Annotated in this window: 20 protein-coding genes and 4 pseudogenes; 8 read left to right on the top strand and 16 right to left on the bottom strand. The window is 71.4% G+C overall.

Features of this window, described 5'->3' with window-relative positions; translation table 11 throughout:
• Window positions 1-38: 38 nt before the first annotated feature.
• Both ENC19_RS17875 and ENC19_RS17880 read right to left on the bottom strand, forming a co-directional pair.
• Window positions 39-838, bottom strand: a protein-coding gene (locus ENC19_RS17875) for an IS5 family transposase (protein WP_164447377.1) whose coding sequence is annotated in 2 segments (ribosomal slippage) — window positions 39-502 and window positions 502-838 — 801 coding nt in all. Because the reading frame shifts where the segments join, the coding sequence is not laid out codon by codon here.
• Window positions 839-930: 92 nt separating this feature from the next.
• Window positions 931-1575: an HAD family hydrolase gene (locus ENC19_RS17880; RefSeq protein WP_164448269.1), complete on the bottom strand. Its 645-nt coding sequence runs from the start codon at window positions 1573-1575 to the stop codon at window positions 931-933.
• Between the two features lie 151 nt (window positions 1576-1726).
• On the opposite strand from ENC19_RS17880, the gene ENC19_RS17885 reads away from it, so the two are divergent.
• The 6 genes and pseudogenes from ENC19_RS17885 (at window position 1727) to mug (ending at window position 6109) form a co-directional block, all read left to right on the top strand.
• Window positions 1727-2299, top strand: coding sequence for a TetR/AcrR family transcriptional regulator (locus ENC19_RS17885; protein WP_093401424.1), 573 nt, complete (start codon window positions 1727-1729; stop codon window positions 2297-2299).
• Between the two features lie 103 nt (window positions 2300-2402).
• Window positions 2403-3319, top strand: a pseudogene (locus ENC19_RS17890) (TIGR04222 domain-containing membrane protein).
• A complete protein-coding gene (locus tag ENC19_RS17895; protein WP_164448270.1) occupies window positions 3316-4134 on the top strand; it encodes a DUF692 domain-containing protein in 819 nt (272 codons plus the stop codon). The pseudogene ENC19_RS17890 and the gene ENC19_RS17895 overlap by 4 nt, the downstream one beginning before the upstream one ends.
• Window positions 4131-4618 (top strand): annotated as a pseudogene (locus ENC19_RS17900) (hypothetical protein). The gene ENC19_RS17895 and the pseudogene ENC19_RS17900 overlap by 4 nt, the downstream one beginning before the upstream one ends.
• Before the next feature lie 64 nt (window positions 4619-4682).
• A complete protein-coding gene (locus ENC19_RS17905; RefSeq protein WP_164448271.1) occupies window positions 4683-5444 on the top strand; it encodes an SDR family oxidoreductase in 762 nt (253 codons plus the stop codon).
• On the top strand, window positions 5441-6109 hold the full coding sequence (mug, locus tag ENC19_RS17910; protein WP_164448272.1) for a G/U mismatch-specific DNA glycosylase: 669 nt from the start codon (window positions 5441-5443) through the stop codon (window positions 6107-6109). The genes ENC19_RS17905 and mug overlap by 4 nt, the downstream gene beginning before the upstream one ends.
• A 21-nt stretch (window positions 6110-6130) precedes the next feature.
• Here mug and ENC19_RS17915 read toward each other — a convergent pair whose 3' ends face one another.
• The 4 genes from ENC19_RS17915 to ENC19_RS17930 all read right to left on the bottom strand — a co-directional run bounded on the left by ENC19_RS17915 (window position 6131) and on the right by ENC19_RS17930 (window position 11022).
• The gene (locus ENC19_RS17915; RefSeq protein WP_164448392.1) at window positions 6131-8107 is read right to left on the bottom strand and encodes an ABC transporter ATP-binding protein; all 1977 of its coding nucleotides are present in this window, start codon (window positions 8105-8107) and stop codon (window positions 6131-6133) included.
• Between the two features lie 110 nt (window positions 8108-8217).
• Window positions 8218-8985, bottom strand: coding sequence for an enoyl-CoA hydratase/isomerase family protein (locus ENC19_RS17920; RefSeq protein ID WP_164448273.1), 768 nt, complete (start codon window positions 8983-8985; stop codon window positions 8218-8220).
• Window positions 8986-9043: 58 nt separating this feature from the next.
• On the bottom strand, window positions 9044-9271 hold the full coding sequence (locus tag ENC19_RS17925; RefSeq protein WP_007072022.1) for a helix-turn-helix domain-containing protein: 228 nt from the start codon (window positions 9269-9271) through the stop codon (window positions 9044-9046).
• A gap of 146 nt (window positions 9272-9417) precedes the next feature.
• Entirely contained in the window at window positions 9418-11022 is a 1605-nt protein-coding gene (locus ENC19_RS17930) for an ABC-F family ATP-binding cassette domain-containing protein (protein WP_164448274.1), read from the bottom strand.
• Window positions 11023-11254: 232 nt separating this feature from the next.
• Here ENC19_RS17930 and ypfJ point away from each other — a divergent pair, with 232 nt between their 5' ends.
• Window positions 11255-12163, top strand: coding sequence for a KPN_02809 family neutral zinc metallopeptidase (gene ypfJ, locus ENC19_RS17935; protein ID WP_164448275.1), 909 nt, complete (start codon window positions 11255-11257; stop codon window positions 12161-12163).
• Between the two features lie 79 nt (window positions 12164-12242).
• Here the strand turns inward: ypfJ and ENC19_RS17940 are convergent.
• From ENC19_RS17940 to ENC19_RS17985, 10 genes and pseudogenes are all read right to left on the bottom strand, one after another.
• Window positions 12243-12904 (bottom strand): annotated as a pseudogene (locus ENC19_RS17940) (acVLRF1 family peptidyl-tRNA hydrolase).
• A gap of 30 nt (window positions 12905-12934) precedes the next feature.
• Window positions 12935-13656 (bottom strand): annotated as a pseudogene (locus ENC19_RS17945) (LysE family transporter).
• Window positions 13657-14137: 481 nt separating this feature from the next.
• Window positions 14138-14539: a metal-sulfur cluster assembly factor gene (locus tag ENC19_RS17950; RefSeq protein WP_164448276.1), complete on the bottom strand. Its 402-nt coding sequence runs from the start codon at window positions 14537-14539 to the stop codon at window positions 14138-14140.
• The gene (gene sufU, locus ENC19_RS17955) at window positions 14536-15012 is read right to left on the bottom strand and encodes a Fe-S cluster assembly sulfur transfer protein SufU (protein WP_164448277.1); all 477 of its coding nucleotides are present in this window, start codon (window positions 15010-15012) and stop codon (window positions 14536-14538) included. The genes ENC19_RS17950 and sufU overlap by 4 nt, the downstream gene beginning before the upstream one ends.
• Window positions 15012-16316 carry a cysteine desulfurase gene (locus ENC19_RS17960; protein WP_164448278.1) on the bottom strand — a complete coding sequence of 435 codons (1305 nt, stop codon included), beginning with the start codon at window positions 16314-16316 and terminating at the stop codon, window positions 15012-15014. Before ENC19_RS17960 ends, sufU begins: the two co-directional genes overlap by 1 nt.
• A 26-nt stretch (window positions 16317-16342) precedes the next feature.
• Window positions 16343-17116, bottom strand: coding sequence for a Fe-S cluster assembly ATPase SufC (sufC, locus tag ENC19_RS17965; RefSeq protein ID WP_164448279.1), 774 nt, complete (start codon window positions 17114-17116; stop codon window positions 16343-16345).
• Window positions 17116-17442 carry a non-heme iron oxygenase ferredoxin subunit gene (locus ENC19_RS17970; RefSeq protein ID WP_164448280.1) on the bottom strand — a complete coding sequence of 109 codons (327 nt, stop codon included), beginning with the start codon at window positions 17440-17442 and terminating at the stop codon, window positions 17116-17118. The genes sufC and ENC19_RS17970 overlap by 1 nt, the downstream gene beginning before the upstream one ends.
• Window positions 17442-18584: a Fe-S cluster assembly protein SufD gene (gene sufD / locus ENC19_RS17975; protein WP_164448281.1), complete on the bottom strand. Its 1143-nt coding sequence runs from the start codon at window positions 18582-18584 to the stop codon at window positions 17442-17444. The genes ENC19_RS17970 and sufD overlap by 1 nt, the downstream gene beginning before the upstream one ends.
• A 55-nt stretch (window positions 18585-18639) precedes the next feature.
• Complete coding sequence (gene sufB / locus ENC19_RS17980) at window positions 18640-20070, bottom strand: Fe-S cluster assembly protein SufB (RefSeq protein WP_164448282.1); 1431 nt, start codon at window positions 20068-20070, stop codon at window positions 18640-18642.
• Complete coding sequence (locus ENC19_RS17985) at window positions 20067-20867, bottom strand: helix-turn-helix transcriptional regulator (protein ID WP_408058082.1); 801 nt, start codon at window positions 20865-20867, stop codon at window positions 20067-20069. The genes sufB and ENC19_RS17985 overlap by 4 nt, the downstream gene beginning before the upstream one ends.
• Window positions 20868-20982: 115 nt before the next feature.
• Between ENC19_RS17985 and ENC19_RS17990 the strand changes: the two genes are divergently transcribed.
• Window positions 20983-21954, top strand: coding sequence for a COX15/CtaA family protein (locus tag ENC19_RS17990; RefSeq protein WP_164448283.1), 972 nt, complete (start codon window positions 20983-20985; stop codon window positions 21952-21954).
• The last annotated feature ends 47 nt before the right edge of the window (window positions 21955-22001 follow it).

Genomic DNA, 22001 nt, shown 5'->3' on the forward strand with positions numbered 1-22001 from the left:
CGTCGGCGGTACCGACCTGGTCAATCGAATTAGAGCTCCTAACTCTTTGAGCGCTGCAGCCGGCGCCAGCACACGATGGCGCAGGCGAGGGTGAGGAACGCTTCGTGGATGTCGTCGCGGATCTCCCAGCGGATACGTAGGCGGCGGAACCAGTGCAGCAGGGCGATGGTCTGCTCGACGACAAAGCGGCGGGTGCCGAGGCCGGAGCCGTGGCCGATGCCGCGTCGGGCGATGACGGGTGTGATGCCGCGCGTGCGGAGCTCGCGGCGGTACTTGTCGAAGTCGTAGCCACGGTCGGCGTAGATCCGGTCGGGCCGTTGCCGGGGCCTGCCGCGGATGCCCTTGATCCGTGGGACCTTGTCGACCAGGGGCAGCAGTTGGGTGACGTCGTGGCGGTTGCCGCCGGTCAGGCTGACGGCGAGAGGGATGCCGCCCGCGTCGGTGATGACGTGGTGTTTCGAGCCTGGCTTGCGGCGGTCGACCGGGCTCGGACCGGTTTTGGGCCGCCCTTGAGCGCCCGAACGTGAGAGCCGTCGATCACCGCCCGAGACATGTCCAACTGCCCAGCGGCCCGCAGTCTGCCGAGCAGAACCTCATGCAGTCGTTGCCAGACACCAGCATCATTCCAGTCCCGCAACCTGCGCCAGCACGTCATGCCCGACCCGAACCCAAGCTCCTGGGGCAGGTACTCCCACGGGATCGCGGTGTAGAGCACGAACAGGATCCCGCACAACACCTTCCGATCATCGAGAGGCTTTCGGCCCGGGAACCGGTGCCTACGCGGTGCTCGGGGCGGCAGCAGCGGCGCGATCTCGGCCCACAACTCGTCCGAGACGATCCACGGCGGCTGCTCACCCCTCCTCACGTTCAGACAGAACGACCCTCACGTCCCGAGGACACGCCCACCATCATTTCGTTAGGAACTCTTAGTCAGGCACCCATGATCTCGGCGATGGCCGCGATCACGGTGTCCACCGTCGCGGTGGGCGCGAAGCGGGCGTCGGTCCAGGGACGCCCCCGGTGCAGCCAGATGCTGGGCAGGCCGACGGCGGTGGCTCCGCCGATGTCCGCCTCTGGACCGTCCCCGACCACCCAGGCGCCGCGCAGCGGCATTCTGGCCCGCTGCGCGGCCAGCGCGAAGATGCGGGGGTTGGGCTTGCTGACCCCGGCCTCCTCGGAGATCACCCAGTCGGCGATGTACCGGTCCAACCCGGTGCGGCGGATCTTGGTGTCCTGCTGCCGCACCGCGCCGTTGGTCACCACGACCGGCATCCAGCCGGCGTCGTCGGCGATCCGCAGGGCACACGCCACCAGCGGATCCAGCCGGGTGAACTCGACGACCCCGTCGTGCAGCTCCTCCACCAGGTCGATGGAGGGGATCCGCAACCGGTAGCGGTCCCGGATCGCGTCCGCCACGTCCCAACGGTCCGTCAACCCGTCGGCGTCGATTGACAGCAGCCACTCGATGTCGTGCGGTGGCGCACCGATGCCGTCGAGGAAGCGCTGCGCCCAGGTGCGGAACGGCCCGGCCCGATCGAGCAGGGTGTTGTCCAGGTCCAGCAGGAGCAGCGGCACTCGGGCACCTTACGGGAATCGGGTGCCTCGCCGACAGGGCGGAAGGTTACGCGGTGGTGTCGGTCGGGAGCAGTGACCGTCCACGGCCCGCCAGAGAACCAAGCCGTACGTACGGTTTGCGTCAGCAGGGGGGAGCTGACACGATCGACACGTGCCCAGAGTAAGCCAGGACCAGCTCGACGCCCGCCGACAGGAGATCCTCGCCGCCGCGCGAGCCTGCTTCGCCCGGCACGGCTACGAGGGCGCCACCGTACGTCGGCTGGAGGAGGCCACCGGCCTCTCCCGCGGCGCCATCTTCCACCACTTCCGGGACAAGGACTCGCTCTTCCTGGCCGTCGCCGAGGACGATGCCGCCACGATGGTGGAAACCGTCGCCCGCAACGGACTGGTCCAGGTGATGCGTGACCTGCTCGCCCGGGCGGTCTCCCCGGACACCACCGGATGGCTGGGCAGCCAACTGGAGGTGTCGCGGCGGCTGCGTACCGACCCCACCTTCGCCACCCGGTGGGCACAGCGGTCGGCCGCCATCGCCGAGGCGACCCGGGACCGGCTGGCCCGTCAACGTGAGGCCGGCGTACTCCGCGAGGACATCCCCATCGACGTGCTGGCCCGCTTCCTCGAACTCGCCTACGACGGGCTGGTGCTCCACCTGGCCATGGGCCGACCCGCCGGTGACCTGGGCGCGGTGCTCGACCTGGTCGAGGAAGCGGTACGCCGGCGCTGACCTCGGCAGGTAACGAGAAGATAACTCGACCCTCCGGGCAGCCGGAGGCTGGCGTCGCCGCTCCACAATGAAGCCGCGTTCCCTCGCGTGACAGGAGCAGGCCATGACGGGTTTCGCAGTCGACTACGACACCTGGGGAGTTCCCGGTCCCACCTTCATCACGCTCTACCTGCTGGCCACGGTGATCGCCGTCGCCGTCGTGCTGATCCGTCGCCGAGCGCTGCTGGGCGGGCATGCCGCTCCGCCGGCCAACCAGCTGAGCCCACAGCAGGTCGCCTACCTCAACGGGGGCGACGACCTCGCCGTCTGGACCTCGCTGGGCACGCTGCGCAGCCAGGGCGCGATCGGCGTCCACCCGGACCACCGACTGACCGCCGACGGTCCGCTGCCACCCGCCGCCACCCAACTCGACCGGGCCATCCACTACGCCGCGACGCAGCGCACCCTGGCCCGGGACGTGCGGCGCACCGAGTGGGTCGAGCGGGCCCTCACCGAGCTGCGCGACGGGCTCGACCAACGCGGTCTGGCCATCGGCCCGGACCGGCGAGCGGCCCTGCGCCACGGTCCGTTGCTGCTGGTCGCGCTGCTGGCGCTCGGTGTCGCCCGGATCGTCGCCGGGCTCGCCAACCACCGTCCGGTCTGGTACCTGGTACTCACCGTCCTCGCGCTCGGCGCGCTGACCACCGTGCTGCTCGTCCGGGTGCCCCGCCGGACCCGAGCGGCCGAGACCGCGCTACGGACCCTGCGCCAGCGCAACCGACACCTCGCGCCCGCCTCGAACCCGGCGTACGCCACCTACGGAGCGGCGGGGGCGGCCATGGCGGTGGCTCTCTACGGCACCGCGTCGCTCTGGGCCCTCGATCCGACGTTCGCCCAGCAGGCCGAGATCCAGCGCCAGGCCGTGGCCGGCGGCGCGACGTCCACCGGAGGGTGCGGCGGCGGCAGACCGCGGGTGCCGGTTGCGGCAGCAGCAGCTGCGGTGGCGGTGGGGGCTGCGGTGGCGGCGGGTGCGGCGGATGAACCTTCCGCACGGCGTCGGCATCGGCTGGCGGCCGGAGATCTCCGGGTTCGTCGCCGAGCTGCCCGGCCTGCGCTTCGTCGAGGTGGTCGCCGAATCGGTACCGGCCGCCGGACCGCCACCGGACGATCTTGTCGAACTGCGCGACCGGGGCGTCACGGTCGTACCGCACGGCGTGCGGCTCTCCCTCGGCGGCGCGGAACCGGTCGACCCGGCCCGGGTCGCCCACCTGGCGGCGGTCGCGCAGCAGCTGGCGGCTCCCCTGGTCAGCGAGCACATCGCCTTCGTCCGGGCCGGCGGGCTGGAGGCGGGCCACCTGCTGCCGCTGCCCCGCACCCACGAGGCGGTCGACACGATCTGCGCCAACATCGTCCGCGCCCAGGCGGAACTGCCGGTGCCGATCGCGCTGGAGCCGATCGCCGCCCTGTTCGACTGGCCGGACGACGAACTCGACGAGGCGGCGTTCCTCACCGAGATCCTGGACCGCACCTCGGCGCTGCTGCTGCTCGACATCGCCAACGTGTACGCCAACGCCCGCAACCGGGGCACCGACCCGCTGGCACTACTGGACCGGCTGCCGCTGGAACGGGTGGCGTACCTGCACGTCGCGGGCGGCGCCGAGCGCGGCGGCTTCTACCACGACACGCACACCGATCCGATCGGACGGGAGGTGCTGGAGCTGCTCACCGAACTGTGCGCCCGACACCGTCCGCCAGCGGCCCTGCTGGAACGCGACGGGCACTACCCACCCGCGGCCGAGCTACGCACCGAACTCGACGCCGTGGCCGCCGCCTGCGGCTTCCCGGCGGTGACATGACACCGGCCGGGGTGGGGCCCGACGACCCGGGTGGTCGGGTGGTCGGATCACTGGCCTCGCGGCAGGCGGAACTGGTCGCGGCCCTGGTGGCCGGTGGTCCACCACCGTCCGGCTTCGCACCCGGGCCGTTGGCCGCCGCCCGCGCCGCACTGTTGCGCAAGCGGGCCGGCGAGGTCGCCCGGCACTGGCCGCTGCTCGCCGCCGGGCTCGGACCGGCCTGGCCGACGGTATTCATCGAGTGGGCGGCCGGCCGACCCACCGGCGGCGGACTACGCGACGGCTGGGACCTGGCCCGCGCGCTGCACGCCCGTACCGCCCTGCCGGCGCTGGGCGCGGATGAACTGGCCGTCCGGGAGGCGGAATTCCGCTACGACGCGCACCGGGCACCGCGTCGCCGCCGGTCCCCGCCATCCGGCGGGTCGGCGGCGCGATCGCGGTCCAGGTCGCCGGTCGGGTACGCCTGCTGCGCCCGGCCCGCCCCTGAACCCGACCCACGACCCGGGACCACCCCTGTTTCCCGTCGGGCGGGCTGGGGCAGGATCGTCGGCATGGATCTCGGACTGACCGATCGGGTGTACCTGCTCACCGGCGCCTCCCGTGGGCTCGGATACGCCACCGCACAGTGCCTGGTGGCCGACGGCGCCCGGGTGGTGCTCTGCGCCCGGCACGCCGAACCAATGGAGGCCGCCGTGACCGGCCTCGGCGGACCCGACCGGGCCGTCGGCATCACCGCCGACCTGGCGGACCCGGCGACACCCGAACGGTTGCTGACCACCGCACAGCAGCACTTCGGCCGCGTCGACGGCGCTCTGGTCTCCGTCGGCGGACCGCCCGCCGGCAGTGCCGCGTCGGTCGCCGACGAGCAGTGGCGGCAGTCCTTCGAGACCGTCTTTCTCGGCAGCGTCCGCATGGTACGGGCGGTCGCCGCGGCACTGCCCGAGGGCGGCGCCATCGCGTTGGTGCTCTCCACCTCGGCGCGCGGCCCGGTGCCCGGGCTGGGCATCTCCAACGGCTTGCGGCCCGGCCTGGCCGGCGTCGCCAAGGACGTCGCCGACGAGTACGGCCCACGTGGCGTACGGGTGGTCGGGCTACTGCCGGGTCGACTGCTGACCGACCGCAACCGGGAACTCTTCGCCGCCTCCGGCGACCCCGAACGGGCCCGGACCGAGGCGGAAGCCGCCATCCCGCTGCGCCGCATCGGTGACCCGGCGGAATTCGGCCGGGTCGCCGCCTTCGTGCTCTCCCCCGCGGCCAGCTACCTCACCGGCGTCACCGTTCCGGTCGACGGCGGCGCGCTGCGCGGCCTGTGACCGCCGGCCAGTCGCCCCGCGATCAGCGGGTCACCCCCACGAGCCCGTCACGGCCGGCACCGGCCACCGACGGCAGGTCACCGAACCCGTCCCGGCCGAGGCCCGAGGAGCCACGACCGTACCCGCGCCCGAGCCGGGAGGAACTGGCCGCCGCAGCCGACAAGACCATCCCGGACCTCATCGCCGTCGGGCTGGGCGTGCTCTTCGTCGGGATCAACCCGGGGCTGTGGTCGGCCGCGACCGGATGGCACTTCGCCCGCCCCGGCAACCGGTTCTGGCCGGCTCTGCACCGGGGCGGGTTCACCCCCCGGCTGCTGCACCCCAGCGAGCAGGACCAACTGCCGGCACTCGGGCTCGGCATCACCAACATGGTGGCCCGGGCCAGCGCCCGCGCCGACGAGTTGACCGCCGTCGAGCTGGTCGACGGCGCCCGGCAACTCACCGACAAGGTGGCCCGGTACCGGCCGCGCTGGGTCGCGGTGGTCGGGGTGACGGCGTACCGGATCGGCTTCGCCCGGCCGAAGGCGGGATTCGGGCCGCAACCGGAACAGCTGGCCGACGCCCGGCTGTGGGTGCTGCCCAACCCCAGCGGCCTGAACGCCCACTACACCCCGCAGACCCTCGGTGCCGCCTTCGCCGAACTCCACGCGGCCACCATCGAGTGAGCGGCGATTCGACCAGCAGCCTCAGTTGGCGGCGGCGGGCGGCATGGCCTCGTCGGCGATGTACTCCCGGGTGGGAATGACCACCGGTTCCGGCCCGGTGGCGTCGGCGTACGGACTCGGCGAATCAGCCACCGCGAACTGGGTGCGGTACAGCTCGGCGTAGAGGCCACCGACCGCGACCAGCTCGTCGTGGCGGCCCCGCTCCACGATGCGGCCGTCGTCGAGGACCAGGATCTGGTCGGCGTCCCGGACGGTGGACAGGCGGTGGGCGATCACCAGAGCGGTACGCCCGGTCAACGCCACCGACAGTGCCCGTTGCACCGCCGCCTCGCTCTCCGAATCGAGGTGGGCGGTGGCCTCGTCGAGGATCACGATCGACGGTGCCTTGAGCAGCAGCCGGGCGATGGCGATGCGCTGCTTCTCGCCACCGGAGAAGCGGTATCCACGCTCGCCGACGGTGGTGTCGAGCCCGTCCGGCAGCGACCTGACCAGGTCGGCGACCTGCGCCCCGGCCAGCGCCGCCCACAGCTCGTCATCGGTGGCGTCCGGCTTGGCGTAGCGCAGATTCTCCGCGATGGTCTCGTGGAACAGGTGCGAATCCTGGGTGACCACGCCGATCTCGTCGCGCAACGAGTCGAGCCGGGCATCGCGGACATCGACCCCGCCGACGAGCACCTGCCCGTCGGTGACGTCGTAGATGCGGGAGATCAGCATGGACAGCGTGGACTTGCCGGCACCGGAGGGCCCGACCAGCGCCACCATCTGCCCCGGCTCTACGCTGAACGAGACGCCCTTGAGCACCGGTTCGTTGACCGTACGATCCAGGGCGGCGACCTCCTCCAACGACGCGAGCGAGATCTCCGCGGCGCTCGGGTAGCGGAACCGGACGTCCCGGAACTCGACGGTCCCCGCGCCCTCGGGGATCCGCACCGCGTCGGGGCGTTCCTTGATGCCCGGTTGCAGGTCGAGCACTTCGAAGACCCGGTCGAACGAGACGAGCGCGCTCATCACGTCCACCCGGACGTTGCTCAGCGCGGTGAGCGGGCCGTAGAGGCGGGTGAGCAGCAGCGCGAGGGTCACCACGGTGCCGGCGCTGACCTGGCCGCTGACCGCGAGCCAGCCGCCGAGGCCGTAGGTCAGGGCCTGCGCCAGCGAGGCCACCAGCAGCATGGCCACGAAGAAGGTCCGCGAGTACATCGCGGAGGTGATGCCGATGTCGCGGACCCGTTCGGCGCGGGCGGCGAAGCGGGCCGCCTCGGCGTCGGGTCGACCGAAGAGCTTCACCAGCAACGCGCCGGCCACCCCGAACCGCTCGGTCATCGTCGCGTTCATCTTGGCGTCGAGGTTGTACGACTCGCGGGTGATCTCGGCCAGCCGCCGGCCCACCCGGCGCGCCGGAATGATGAACACCGGCAGCAGGACCAGTGAGAGCGCCGTGATCTGCCAGGAGAGGGTGAACATCACCGCGGCGGTGAGGACCAGTTGGATCACGTTGCTGACCACGCCCGACAACGTCGAGGTGAACGCCCGCTGGGCCCCCATCACGTCGTTGTTGAGCCGGCTGACCAACGCACCGGTCTGCGTCCGGGTGAAGAACTGCAGCGGCATCCGCTGCACGTGGTCGTAGACGCGGGTACGCAGGTCGAGGATGATGCCTTCGCCGATGCGGGCCGAATACCACCGTTGGGCCAGCGACAGGAGAGCGTCGGCGACCGCGAGCGCGGCGATGAACAGGGCCAGCCGGGTCACCAGTGCCCCGGCCTCGGCGCCACCCCGGGTGATCGCGTCGATCACGTCGCCGGCCAGCAGCGGGGTCGCCACCCCGATCACCGCGGCGACGATAACGGTGAGCAGGAAGACGACGATGTCGCGCCGGTAGGGGTGGGCGAATGCGACGATCCGGCGGGCGACACCGCGCTTGAGCCGGTGCGCGGAGATGTCGTCCTGGCTGCGCATCGAGCGGAGCATGCTCCAACCGCCCATGCCGCCAGCGGCCATGTGGTTGGACACGCTCACCTCCGGGTCGGGACGTCGTACACCGTCGGGTCAATTCTCCCGACGCCTACGACAACCACGCGAGTAACCCGGATCTTCCCGAACGGTCCTTACTATTCGCCCCGTCCGGCAAGATCCCGCAGTCGGCGCGTCTGCGCCTCCCGCTCGGCGCGCTGCTGCTCGGCGTGGGTACGCCCGGCGGCGCCGGTGAGCAGCGCCTTGATCTCGACGACGGCGTCCCGGCTGGGGGCGAGCAGCCCAGCGGTCAGGTCACGCACCGCGTCGTCCAACTCGACGGCGGGAACCACGAGCGTGGCCAGCCCGATCCGGTCGGCCTCGGCGGCGTCCATCCGCCGCCCGGTGGTGCAGATCTCCAGCGCGCGGGCGTAGCCGACCAACTCGACCAGGCGCTTGGTGCCGGCCAGGTCGGGCACCAGCCCCAAGGTCGCCTCGGCCATGGCGAACTTCGCATCATCGGCCAGCACCCGCAGGTCACAGGCGAGGGCGAGTTGGAAACCGGCACCGATGGCGTGCCCCTGGACGGCGGCGACCGAGATGACGTCCGGGCGGTGCAGCCAGGTGAATCCGCCCTGATATTCGGCGATCCGGTCGGCGCACTCCTGCTCCGACAGGGTGGTCAGCTCGGCGAAGGAACCCGGCCCGGAGGCGCCGGCCACCGCCAGGTCGAGACCGGCGGAGAAGGCCCGCCCCTCGCCGCGTACCACGACCACGCGCACGTCACCGGGAAGCTCCCGGGAGAATTCGCTCATCGCGCGCCACATCGCCGGGGTCTGCGCGTTGAGCACGTCGGGCCGGCACAGGGTGACCGTGGCAACCGGCCCGTCGCATTCCAGCCGGACCCCGGTCGCCTCGGCGGTCACCGGGCGGCCCGGGTCGCGGTGGTGGTGGCGGTGCTGCTGAACGACGCTGACGGGCGGGTCACGCCTTCTTGCGGCGCCGGGCGCCGCCGCGCTGCCGCAGCTGCACCCCGGACTCGGTGAGTACGCGGTGGATGAACCCGTACGATCGCCCGGTCGAGGCCGCGAGCGCCCGGATGCTCTCGCCTCCGGTGTACCGCTTGACGAGGTCCTTCGCGAGCGTCTGACGCTCGGCTCCGACGATCCGGCGACCCTTCTCAGTGCTGGTGGCTGTGCCAGTGGCTGCCATGCTGTGTCCTCACGTCCCAGACTGTGCGGTTCGGATACGGTCCCACCTATTAGACCGTCTCGAACGATCATGCGCCAGATATCAACTATTCGCCAACCGACACGCTATGCAGTGTCAGCTTCCCGATAGGTGATGGCGCCGCCGGCTCAGGCCAGCTCGACCAGTTCCAGCAGGTCGTCGCTCCAGGCGTCCTCGTCGCCGTCGGGCAGCAGGATCGCCCGGTCCGGCTTGAGCGCGAGGACCGCGCCCGGGTCGTGCGTGACCAGCACGATCGCGCCCGGATAGCGGGCGATGGCGTCGAGCACCTGCTCCCGGCTCACCGGGTCCAGGTTGTTCGTCGGCTCGTCGAGCAGCAGCACGTTGGCACCGGAACAGACCAGGGTCGACAGCGCCAACCGGGTCTTCTCGCCACCGGAGAGCACCCCGGCGGGCTTGTCGACGTCCTCGCCGGAGAAGAGGAAGGCGCCCAGGATCTTCCGCAGCTCGGTGTCGGTCTGCTCGACCGCCGCCGCCCGCATGTTCTCCAGCACGGTCCGGTCCACGTCAAGCGTCTCGTGCTCCTGGGCGTAGTAGCCCAGTCGCAGACCGTGACCGGGGCGCACCTCGCCGGTGTCCGGCTCCAGCAGACCGCCGAGCATCCGCAACAGGGTGGTCTTGCCGGCGCCGTTGAGCCCGAGGATGGCCACCCGGGAGCCCCGGTCCACCGCCACGCTCACGTCGGTGAAGATCTCCAACGAGCCGTACGACTTGGACAGCCCGGTCGCGGTCAGCGGCGTCTTGCCGCACGGCGCCGGTGCGGGGAACCGCACCTTCGCCACCTTGTCGGCGACGCGTACCTCCTCCAGGCCGGACATCAGCCGTTCCGCGCGACGGGCCATGTTCTGCGCGGCAACCGTCTTGGTGGCCTTGGCCCGCATCTTGTCGGCCTGGGCCATCAGCGCGCCGGCCTTCTTCTCGGCGTTGGCCCGCTCCCGGCGACGACGCCGCTCGTCGGTCTCCCGCGCCTCCAGGTACGCCTTCCAGCCCAGGTTGTAGACGTCGACCACGCTGCGGGTGGCGTCCAGGAACCAAACCTTGTTGACCACCGACTCCAGCAGGTCGCCGTCGTGGGAGATCACGATCAGGCCGCCCTTGTGGTTGGCGAGGAAACCCCGCAACCAGGTGATCGAGTCGGCGTCGAGGTGGTTGGTCGGCTCGTCCAGCAACAGGATGCCGCCGCCGTTCTCGCCGGCGTCCCGGAACAGGATCCGGGCCAGCTCGATGCGGCGACGCTGACCGCCGGAAAGGGTGCCGATGGTCTGCGCCAGGGCCCGCTCGGGCAGCCCCAGGTTCGCGCAGATGCGGGCCGCCTCGGCCTCGGCCGCGTACCCGCCGAGCGCGGCGAACTGATCCTCAAGCGCGCCGTAGCGGCGCACCAGGCGCTCGTCGGCGTCCTCGGCGAGCCGCGCCTCCAGCTCCTTCATCCCGGCCATCAGCGCGTCCAGGCCGCGAGCGGAGAGCACCCGGTCCCGGCCGGTGACGTCCAGGTCGCCGGTACGCGGGTCCTGCGGCAGGTAGCCGACGGCGCTGCGCCGGTCGACCTGCCCGGCGTACGGCTGGCCCTCCCCGGCGAGCACCTTCAGCGTGGTGGTCTTGCCGGCGCCGTTGCGCCCGACCAGGCCGATCCGGTCACCGGGCTGCACCCGCAGCGTGGTGTCGGACAGCAGGATCCGGGCTCCGGCGCGCAGTTCCAGGCCGGTGGCAGTGATCATTTCCAGGTACTCGCTCTCGGGATCCGAAGGGCTGACTCAGGGCACACGAAAGCGCCGGCGGATCCACCAGACCCGTCGGCGCGGGGCGTTCAGCCTTCGCAGCGCAGCACGGCACCAAGTGTACCGGGCCCGGCGCGGTACCCCACGCGGATTACCGAGCAAGATCGTCGGGTACCGGATCGCCGACCGGACCCGGTTCCGGCTAACGAGCCACTTACTGATCGGGGTCACCATGGAGCTGAACGAGAACGCACGGATCGACACCAGTCAGGTGGAGGACCGGCGAGGCAGCGGCGGAGGCGGTGGGATGGGCATCCCCATCCCGATCGGCGGCGGGCGCGGCGGCATCGTCGGCATCGTCATCGCCGTACTGGTGGCCCTCGTCGGTGGCGGCTTCGGCCTGAACGCCATGACCGGCGGCGCGGAGCAGGGCGACAACACCGCGCTGGAACAGCGCTGCGCCGCCGAGAACGCGCTGGAGCAGCTCGACTGCCGCAACACCCTCTACGTCAACTCGATCCAGGCGTACTGGCGCACCGCCCTGCCGCAGGCGCTCGGCGAGCAGTACCAACCGACCCGCACCGTCTTCTTCAGCCAGGCCGTCAACACCGCCTGCGGCCAGGCCGACTCCGGCGTCGGCCCGTTCTACTGCCCCGCCGACTCGCTCGTCTACATCGACCTCTCCTTCTACGAGGTGCTCGCCACGCAACTCGGCGCCGAGGGCGAGTTCGCCCAGCCGTACGTGCTGGCCCACGAGTACGGCCACCACGTGCAGAACCTGCTCGGCACCAACGAGCAGGTGCGCCGCCAGCAGCAGCGCGACCCCGGCAACGCCAACGACCTGTCGGTACGCCTGGAGTTGCAGGCCGACTGCTACGCCGGAGCCTGGGCCAAGAACGCCACCGGCACGGCCGACGACAGCGGCCAGAAGATCTTCACCAGCATCACCGAGCGGGACATCGCCGAGGCCATCGACACCGCCGAGGCCATCGGTGACGACGCCATCTCCAAGCGCGCCGACCGGCCGGTCAACCCGGAGGAGTTCACCCACGGCTCGTCGGAGCAGCGTAAGCAGTGGTTCAACCGGGGCTACGACAGCGGCGACCCGGCCTCCTGCGACACCTTCAGCGGCGCGGTCTGACGAAGCGGCACGCCGCGGGCCCGGTCACCGGTGACCGGGCCCACAGCCGTACTACGCGCCCTCTCCGCCGGGCCGGGCGCTAGCGGCTGCCTTCCGGCTGCGGTTCGCGGACCAGGATGCGAACCGCCCGGGCGGCGGTCACCGCGGCCAGCAGCACCGCGTGTCGAGGTTCGGGGACGTCGAGCAGACGGTCGGCGCGCAGTGCGGCCAGCGGGGCGAGTCGACGGTCGGCCAGCACGGTGTCCACGGCCCGCCGGTCCCCGCCGGCGATCAGCGCGTCGAGCCGGTCGGCCGCCGGCAGCAGCAGCCGGACGGCCAACTCGACGGCGTCGGCCAGCGCCGCCTTGGTCTGGTTGTCCCGGCGGCGGGCGAAACGCTGCTGCGACCAACCACCGGCGGCGGTACGTCCCTGCACGTAGCGGGTGTCCACCTTGTGCACCGGCAGCCGCTCCCCCTCCGCGATGCCCACCGCCACCGCGCCCTTGCGGACCAGCAGCAGCCCGAGCCGGTGCGGCAGGGTGACCGCCGCCACGAAACCCGCCAGATCGGTGGCGGGCGACGAGCCCGGGGCGCGTGCAGTTCGGCGGTGGCACCGTCCGGAGCGGACAGCAGCAGGCCGTACCCGTGCGCGCTGACGGTGGGCGGGCCGTGCCGGTCGGCGAAGCCGGCGACCCAGCGGGCGACGCGGTCCGGATCGACCTCCACCCACCGGCCGCCCCCGGCGGCGGGTCGGCTGCTCATCACCCGACCGTACGGCACGGGTGGCCCGGTTCAGCCACCGAGGAGCATGCCGACGGCGAGCACGGTGATGATGGCGCTGGACAGCAGCGCGGTGACCAGCCGACCACGATCGCTGGTGAGCACCCGCCCGATCAGCGAGCCACCCCCGGCGATCAGCAGCTGCCAACTGGCCGAGGCGAGGAACACCCCGAGGGTGAACACCACCGCGACGGCGGTGCCGGAGCCGCCCAGGTCGGCCCGGCCGAGCACCAACGCCGTGAAGTAGACGATGGTGGCCGGGTTGAGCAGGGTCAGCGCGAGGATCCCGACAAACGCCCGGGTCGGCGTGTCCAACCCACGCCGTACCGATGCCGGACCGGACCCCGGCCCGGCCGCGACGGCCGCCGACCGGTCCGGGCCACCCACCGACGAGACGGCCGGGACGCCCGGCGTCGGCGCGTGGTTCGAGCACCGGCGTGGGCCGGGCACCCGCAGGGCGCGCCAGGCGCCGTGGGCGGCGAGGGCGAGCAGCACCGTCGCGCCGACCAGTCGCAGCGGCCCGGCGACCGGAGCCAGCCAACCCGCGACCACCGCGCCGCCGAGCGCCGCGACACCGGCGTAGATCCCGTCGGCGGTGGCCACCCGAGCGCGGCGGCCGCACCGACCCGGAACGAGGTCCGGGCGGTGAGCCCGAGGATGAGCACGGCGATCGCGCCGACCGGGACGGCCACGCCGTAGCCGGCGACCAGACCGGCGAGGAACGCGCCGGTCACGACCGACGCCGTGGCGAGACGCGGCCCGGCGCGAGCCGCTGTCGACGCGCGGCGGTGGCCACGGCGACAGGACACAGCTTTTTCGGGTACGCCTCACTCACCGCGCCATCTTCCGGGCCCGGCTGCGGCGACGCCACGGATTATCGACAGAGCAGCACGCCCTCTCCCGTCCGGCGATCGATCAGGGCTCGCTACCGCGACCCGTGGCGGACCGCCGCACGCCCGGCACCTCTACCCCTGCCGAGGCTGTCGAGCTGAACCGTCGGCGTCAAGCGGGGCCTGGGGTGATGCGTCTGCGCTCTCAGCTCGACAGCGCCGGGACCACCACCATCAACCGGGGTCGACCCACTGGACGGGTCGCCGCGCGGCAACGATAACTCCGGGCAATCCGACCGTGGTGGCACGGCGGCGGACGGGTGAGTCACGTCGGGCGCGGCACCCGGTGGATGCCGCGCCCGAGGCAGACTGCCCGGAGGAGCCGTCAGACGTTGAAACCGAGGGAGCGGAGCTGGTCGCGGCCCTCGTCAGTGATCTTGTCCGGTCCCCACGGGGGCAGCCAGACCCAGTTGATCCGGATGTCGTCGACGAGACCACCGCCGGGGCCGGTGGTCAGCGCCTGACGGGCCTGGTCCTCGATCACGTCGGTGAGCGGGCAGGCCGCCGAGGTCAACGTCATGTCCAGGGTGGCGACGTTCTGGTCGTCGACGTGTACGCCGTACACCAGGCCGAGGTCGACCACGTTGATGCCCAGCTCCGGGTCGACGACGTCCTTCATCGCCTCCTCGATGTCGGCGACGGCGGCCTTGCCGCCGACCGCCGGGGTCACCGCGCCGTCGGTCGCCACGGCGCCCGACTCCGGCGTGCTGTTGGTCTGCTCGGTCATGCCTTCACCTCCGTCGGGCTCGCGCCCACACCGGCGCGTGCCGCGGCGTCCTTGAACGCCATCCACGGCAACAGCGCGCACTTGACCCGGGCGGGATAGCGGGCCACGCCCTCGAACGCCACCCCGTCGCCGAGCACATCCTCGTCCGGCGTGACCTGACCACGGCCGGACATCAACGCCACGAACGCCTCGTGCACCTCGAACGCCTCCGTCGCACCCCGGCCGGTCAGCAGCTCGTGCAGCACGCTCGCGGACGCCTGGCTGATCGAACAGCCCATCCCGTCGTACGACACGTCGTGCAACGTCGCACCGTCGGTGGCCACCCGGACGGTGACCTCGTCACCGCAGGTCGGGTTGACGTGGTGCGCCTCGCCGACCCGGTCGGCCGGGTCCGCAGCGTCGCGCAGCCCGCGACCGTGCGGGTGCTTGTAGTGGTCCAGGATGATCTCCTGGTAGAGAGAATCAAGCTGCATCAGGCGAACACCTTCCGCACCTGTTCCAGGCCCGCCACCAGTGCGTCGATCTCCTCGGTGGTGGTGTAGAGGTAGAACGACGCCCGCGTGGTGGCCGGCACCCCGAACCGGGTGCAGACCGGGCGGGCGCAGTGATGCCCGACCCGTACCTGCACGCCGAGGGAGTCGAGCACCTGCCCCACGTCGTGCGGGTGCACGTCGCCGAGCGCGAACGAGATGGTGCCGCCCCGGCCCACCGGCACCTCCGGGCCGAAGATCCGCAGGCCGGGCACGCCGCCCAGGGCGTCCAGCGCGTACGCGGTCAGCTGCTTCTCGTGCCACTGGATCGACCGCATGCCGATGCCGGTGAGGTAGTCCACGGCCGCGCCGAGCGCGACCGCCTCGGCGATCGGCGGGGTGCCGGCCTCGAACCGGGCCGGCGGTGCCGCGTAGGTGGAGCCGCCCATCGTCACCGTCTCGATCATCGAGCCGCCGCCGAACACCGGCGGCATCGCCGCCAGCAGCTCGGTGCGGCCCCAGAGCACGCCGATGCCGGTCGGGGCGCACATCTTGTGCCCGGTGAAGACGATGAAGTCGGCGTCCAGGTCGACCACGTCGATCGGCATGTGCGGCACCGACTGCGAGCAGTCCAGCAACAGCAGCGCCTCCACCTCGCGGACCCGGGCGGTGATCCGCGAGGTGGCGTTGACGGTGCCGAGGATGTTGGACATGTGCACCAGCGAGACGATCTTCGTCCGCTCGTTGACCAGGTCGGTCAGGCCCGACTCGTCCAGCCGGCCGTTGTCGGTGACCGGGAACCAGCGCAGCGTCGCGCCGGTGCGCTCGGCCAGCAACTGCCACGGCACGATGTTCGAGTGGTGCTCCATCTCGGAGATGACGATCTCGTCGCCCGGCCCCAGCCGCAGCCGGGGGTCGGCGTCGGCCCGCAGCGAGGCGTTGGAGAACGCGTACGCCACGATGTTGATCGCCTCGGTGGAGTTCTTGGTGAAGACCACCTCGTCGACGCTCGGCGCGTTGACGAACGCGGCGACCTTCGCCCGGGCTCCCTCGTACGCCTCGGTCGCCTCGGTGCCCAGGGTGTGCACCGAACGGGACACGTTGGCGTTGTGCCGGGCGTAGTGCTCGGCAAGTACGTCGAGCACCTGACGCGGCTTGTGCGAGGTGTTGGCGCTGTCCAGGTAGACCAGCGGATGCCCGTTGACTTCCCGATCGAGGATCGGGAAGTCGGCGCGTACCGCCGCCACGTCGTAGCGCGGCACGTCGTCGTACTGCGGCATCCCCGGCGGGATCGCGATGGTGGTCATCGTGGTGACCGCCCCTTCCTTCGGGGTCAGACCCGCGCCGGACCGGCCCCGGCCGCGTACCGCTCGTAGCCGGACTCCTCGAGCTTGTCGGCCAGCTCCGGGCCGCCCTGCTCGACGATCCGGCCGGCGACGAAGACGTGCACGTAGTCGGGCTTGATGTAGCGCAGGATCCGGGTGTAGTGGGTGATCAGCAGCAGGCCGGTGTCGCCGGTGTCGCGCACCCGGTTCACGCCCTCACTCACCACGCGCAGCGCGTCCACGTCGAGACCGGAGTCGGTCTCGTCGAGGATTGCCATCTTCGGCTTGAGCAGCTCCAGCTGCACGATCTCGTGGCGCTTCTTCTCACCACCGGAGAAGCCCTCGTTGACGTTGCGCTGGGCGAAGGCCGGGTCCATGTGCAACCGCTCCATGGCACCGCGCAGCTCGCCGCCCCAGGTGCGCAGCTTCGGCGCCTCGCCGTCGATCGCGGTCTTCGCGGTACGCAGGAAGTTCGCCACCGACACGCCGGGCACCTCGACCGGGTACTGCATGGCGAGGAAAAGGCCGGCCCGGGCCCGCTCGTCGACGGACATCTCCAGGACGTCCTCGCCGTCCAGGGTCACCGAGCCGCCGGTGATCTCGTACTTCGGGTGGCCGGCGACCGAGTACGCCAGGGTCGACTTGCCGGAGCCGTTCGGGCCCATGATCGCGTGGGTCTCCCCCGACTTCACGGTCAGGTCGACACCGTGCAGGATCGGCTTGAGCTCACCCTCGGGCAGCTTCACCGACACCTGTAGGTCGCGGATCTCCAGGGTGCTCATTATCGGGTCACTCCATTGCTCGGCGTCAGACTGACGTAGATGTCACCGTCGCGGACTTCGACGGGGTAGACGGGTACGGGTTCGGTGGCGGGCAGCCCGGTGGGCTCGCCGGTACGCAGGTCGAAACGGGAGCCGTGCAGCCAGCACTCCAGCGTGCAGCCCTCGACCTCGCCCTCGGAGAGCGCGACGGCCGCGTGCGAGCACTCGTCGAACACGGCGTAGAACTGTTCGTCCTCGCCGTGCACGAGCGCGATCTGGGTGCCGTCGACGTCCGCGCTGATCGCGGTGCCCTTCGGCACGTCCTCGACGGCGCAGATGCGGATCATCAGGCGCCCGCCTTGGTCAGCCGCGCCTCGATAGCGTCCCCCAGGCGCTCCCGCAGGGACTCCACCGGGATCTTGTGCAGCAGCTCGGCGAAGAAGCCGCGCACCACCAGCCGGCGAGCCTCGGCCTCCGGGATGCCCCGGGCCATCAGGTAGAACAACTGCTCGTCGTCGAAGCGGCCGGTGGCGCTGGCGTGGCCGGCGCCGGCGATCTCGCCGGTCTCGATCTCCAGGTTCGGCACCGAGTCGGCCCGGGCACCGTCGGTGAGCAGCAGGTTCCGGTTGATCTCGTACGTGTCGGTGCCGGTCGCCTCGGCCCGGATCAGCACGTCGCCGACCCAGACGGTACGGGCGCTCTCGCCCTGCAACGCGCCCCGGTAGCCGACGTAGCTGCGGCAGTCCGGCACGGTGTGGTCGACCAGTTGGCGGTGCTCCTGGTGCTGGCCGGAGTCGGCGAAGTAGACGCCGTACAGCTCGGCCTCGCCGCCCCGGTCGGTGTACTCCACGGTGGTGTACTGCCGGACCAGGTCACCGCCGAGGGTGACCTGGACGTGCAGCACCCGCGCGTCGCGCCCCAGCCGTACCTTCAGGTGCTGCGCCTGCACGGCGTCGTCGGCCCAGTCGGCGACGGTGACCAGGGTGAGCTTCGCCCCGTCGCCCACCGACACCTCGACGTTGTCGGCGAGGGTGGCCGAGCCGACGTGCTCCAGCACCAGGATGGCCTCGGCGAACCGGCCCACCTCGATCACCGTGTGACCGAAGGCCAGGCCCTCGACGCCCTCGCCGACCGCCCGGAGGATGGTCGGGCCACTGATCACCGCGTCCTGCGCCACCCGCACCAGCAGCGCCTGCCCGGCCCCGCCGTAGGCCAGCGCGCTGACCCGGTCGAACGGGGTGAGCACGCTGCCGACCCGCGGGTCGTCGTGGCCGACCCGCTCCACGGACACGCCCTCGGGCAGGTCGGCGTACTCGTGCCGGACCGTGCCGGTGGCGGTCGGGTCGTCACCGACCAGCCCCCGCAGCCGCTTGAGCGGGGTGAAGCGCCACTCCTCCTCCAGGCCGGTCAGGGCCGGGAAGTCGGCGACATCGTACGAACGCAGCGCCTGCGACTTGGTGCTGGGCGGCGCGGAAGCCTGGGTAGTCATCTCGTCCTTGCTTGTGTCTACGACGACGGTGTCCGGTGCTGTGGTGCGGCCGGGGTCAGCCGACCGCGCCCTCCATCTGCAGCTCGATCAGGCGGTTGAGCTCCAGGGCGTACTCCATGGGCAGTTCCTTGGCGATCGGCTCGATGAAGCCGCGCACGATCATCGCCATCGCCTCGTCCTCGCTCAGGCCCCGGCTCATCAGGTAGAAGAGCTGGTCATCGCTGACCTTGGAGACGGTCGCCTCGTGCCCCATCGACACGTCGTCCTCGCGGATGTCGACGTAGGGGTAGGTGTCGGAGCGGGAGATGGTGTCGACCAGCAGGGCGTCGCACTTGACCGTGCTGGCGCTGCTGTGCGAGCCCTCCAGCACCTGCACCAGACCCCGGTACGAGGTCCGGCCGCCACCCCGGGCGATCGACTTCGACACGATGGTGCTGCTGGTGTGCGGTGCCGCGTGCACCATCTTGGCGCCGGCGTCCTGGTGCTGCCCCTCGCCGGCCATCGCCACCGAGAGCACCTCGCCCTTGGCGTGCTCACCGGTCATGTAGACCGCCGGGTACTTCATGGTGACCTTGGAACCGATGTTGCCGTCGATCCACTCCATGGTCGCGCCCTCGTGACACACGGCGCGCTTGGTGACCAGGTTGTAGACGTTGTTCGACCAGTTCTGGATGGTCGTGTAACGGCACCGGGCGTTCTTCTTGACGACGATCTCCACCACGGCGCTGTGCAGCGAGTCCGAGGAGTAGATGGGCGCGGTGCAGCCCTCGACGTAGTGCACGTACGCACCCTCGTCGACAATGATCAGCGTCCGCTCGAACTGGCCCATGTTCTCGGTGTTGATCCGGAAGTACGCCTGCAGCGGGATCTCCACGTGCACGCCCTTCGGCACGTAGATGAACGAGCCGCCGGACCACACGGAGGTGTTCAGCGCGGCGAACTTGTTGTCGCCGACCGGGATCACCGTGCCGAAGTACTCCTTGAACAGGTCCTCGTGCTCCTTGAGGGCGGTGTCGGTGTCGAGGAAGACGACACCCTGCTCCTCCAGGTCCTCACGGATCTTGTGGTAGACCACCTCGGACTCGTACTGGGCGGCGACACCGGCGACGAGGCGCTGCTTCTCCGCCTCCGGGATGCCCAGCTTGTCGTAGGTGTTCTTGATGTCCTCGGGCAGGTCCTCCCAGCTGGCGGCCTGCTTCTCGGTGGAGCGCACGAAGTACTTGATGTTGTCGAAGTCGATCCCGGTGAGGTCGGCGCCCCAGGCCGGCATCGGCTTGCGCTCGAACAGCCGCAGGCCCTTAAGGCGCAGGTCGAGCATCCAGGCCGGCTCGTTCTTCTTGGCCGAGATGTCCCGCACCACCGCCTCGTTGAGGCCGCGCTGAGCCGAGGCCCCGGCGACGTCCGGGTCGGCCCAGCCGTACTCGTAGTTGCCCAGGGCGGCGAGCTGCTCCTCCTGGGTCAGGGGCTGGACGATCTGCTCGGTCATCTATCTGTCCTCACAGTGGTGACGGTCTTACCGGACTGGGCGTGCGGCGAACCCGGGATGTGCGTGGTGCACACCCCGTCGCCGTGCGCGATGGTGGCCAGGCGCTGCACGTGGGTACCGACCAGGCGGGAGATCACCGTGGTCTCGGCCTCGCACAGTTGGGGAAACTCGGCGGCCACGTGCGCCACCGGGCAGTGGTGCTGGCAGAGCTGGCCGCCGGAGGCGATCGTGGAGGCACTGGCAGCGTATCCCTCGGCGGTCAGCGCCGCGGCGAGTGCCTCCGCACGGGCCATCGGATCGTCGCCCGCGTCGGCCAGGGCGGCCTGACAGCGCGTTTCCAGGGCGGCCACCTGCTCGGCGGCGAACCGCTCCACCGCCTGCGAGCCACCGGTGCGGGCGATCCAGCGCAGCGCGGCGGTGGCCATGTTGTCGTAGTGGTGGGTGCCACACCGGCTGCGGGCGGCGTCGGTGAGCAGGAACACCTTGGCCGGGCGGCCCCGCCCACGGTGACCGCGTACGGTCTGCTCGCGGGCCACGACGTCACCGTCGGCGAGCATCGCGTCCAGGTGCCGGCGGATCGCCGCCGGGCTGAGCCCGAGCGCGTCGCCCAACTGGGCGGCGGTGGCGGCGCGGCGCTCCAGCAGCAGCAGGGTGACCCGGTCCCGGGTCGACTGCTCACCGGTCGGCGCGGCCTGGGTGCTGGTCGTGGCAGGCGGGACGTGGGTGTCCGGCAGCGACCGGCCGGCGACCGTACCGGCCGTCGGCTGGTGCCCGGTGAGCCCCGCCGCCTTTTTCACAACGCCCACGTTACGTAATTCAATCAGGGCCCGCAAACGTGACCCCGGTGATCCGAACCACCGCACGGGCGGAGTCACCCGATCGGTGACAACTACGTTGCGTAGGATTCGCCTCGTGAAGCGACCCGACCGCTCCCCGGTCTCCGGCACCCTGCTGCGCCGCCTGGCGTTCGCCAACATCGTCGCGAACGCCGCGATCGTCGTCACCGGCGGGGCGGTGCGGTTGACCGCGTCCGGCCTGGGCTGTCCCACCTGGCCCCGGTGCACCGACGAGTCGTACACCGCCACCGCCGAGATGGGCATGCACGGAGCGATCGAGTTCGGCAACCGGCTGCTCACGTTCGTGCTGGTGCTGATCGCGGGCGCCACCCTGCTGGCCGCCCTGGCACACCGTCCCCGGCGACGCGGTGCGGTGCCGCTGGCGCTGGCGGTCGTGCTCGGCATCGTGGCACAGGCGGTGATCGGTGGGATCACCGTCCGTACCCAGCTGCATCCCTCGATCGTCGGCATCCACTTCGTGGTGTCGATGCTGCTGCTGCTCGTCGCGTACGCCCTGTGGCGCCGGGTGAGCGAGCCGGACGGCCCGACGGTGCCCGTGGTGCCACCGGCAGTGCGGACCCTGACCTGGCTCACCGTGGTGGCCAGCGCGGCGGTGATCGTCGTCGGGGTGGCGGTGACCGGCAGCGGCCCGCACGCCGGCGACGCCGACGCCGTCCGTAACGGCCTGGACCCGCAGACCATCTCCCAGATCCACGCCGACCTGGTCTTCCTGCTCGTCGGCCTGACCGTGGGCCTGTGGCTGGCACTGCGCGCGGTCGGCGCGCCGGCAGCCGCCGTGCGGGCGGCGCTGACCCTGCTCCTGGTCGAGCTGGGTCAGGGGGTGATCGGCTTCGTGCAGTACTTCACCAACCTGCCGGTGCTGCTGGTCGGCCTGCACATGCTCGGCTCCTGCCTGGTCTGGCTCGCCACCCTCGCCGTGCTCTGGTCCACCCGCGAACGCCGCCCCGCCGACCACCCACCCCCGCCCACCAGCCCGACCGCATCCACCTCAACCGAGCCCTCCCACCCCGCCCCGGCCCCCGCCTGATCTCAGGTTGATCATGAAGTTGTTGTGACGCCACGCCGGGGCGGGTG

Source organism: Verrucosispora sioxanthis (genome assembly GCF_010560025.1).
Classification (GTDB): domain Bacteria; phylum Actinomycetota; class Actinomycetes; order Mycobacteriales; family Micromonosporaceae; genus Micromonospora; species Micromonospora palythoicola.

Bases quoted from the DNA above. Each gene is read 5' to 3' on its own strand.
- sufB (WP_164448282.1), bottom strand. From the start codon at position 20,070: ATGACCGAGCAGATCGTCCAGCCCCTGACCCAGGAGGAGCAGCTCGCC.
- ypfJ (WP_164448275.1), top strand. From the start codon at position 11,255: ATGGAGCTGAACGAGAACGCACGGATCGACACCAGTCAGGTGGAGGAC.
- ENC19_RS17895 (WP_164448270.1), top strand. From the start codon at position 3,316: ATGAACCTTCCGCACGGCGTCGGCATCGGCTGGCGGCCGGAGATCTCC.
- ENC19_RS17960 (WP_164448278.1), bottom strand. From the start codon at position 16,316: ATGACCACCATCGCGATCCCGCCGGGGATGCCGCAGTACGACGACGTG.
- ENC19_RS17930 (WP_164448274.1), bottom strand. From the start codon at position 11,022: ATGATCACTGCCACCGGCCTGGAACTGCGCGCCGGAGCCCGGATCCTG.
- ENC19_RS17905 (WP_164448271.1), top strand. From the start codon at position 4,683: ATGGATCTCGGACTGACCGATCGGGTGTACCTGCTCACCGGCGCCTCC.
- sufD (WP_164448281.1), bottom strand. From the start codon at position 18,584: ATGACTACCCAGGCTTCCGCGCCGCCCAGCACCAAGTCGCAGGCGCTG.
- sufC (WP_164448279.1), bottom strand. From the start codon at position 17,116: ATGAGCACCCTGGAGATCCGCGACCTACAGGTGTCGGTGAAGCTGCCC.
- sufU (WP_164448277.1), bottom strand. From the start codon at position 15,012: ATGCAGCTTGATTCTCTCTACCAGGAGATCATCCTGGACCACTACAAG.
- ENC19_RS17915 (WP_164448392.1), bottom strand. From the start codon at position 8,107: ATGGCCGCTGGCGGCATGGGCGGTTGGAGCATGCTCCGCTCGATGCGC.
- ENC19_RS17970 (WP_164448280.1), bottom strand. From the start codon at position 17,442: ATGATCCGCATCTGCGCCGTCGAGGACGTGCCGAAGGGCACCGCGATC.
- ENC19_RS17950 (WP_164448276.1), bottom strand. From the start codon at position 14,539: ATGACCGAGCAGACCAACAGCACGCCGGAGTCGGGCGCCGTGGCGACC.
- ENC19_RS17925 (WP_007072022.1), bottom strand. From the start codon at position 9,271: ATGGCAGCCACTGGCACAGCCACCAGCACTGAGAAGGGTCGCCGGATC.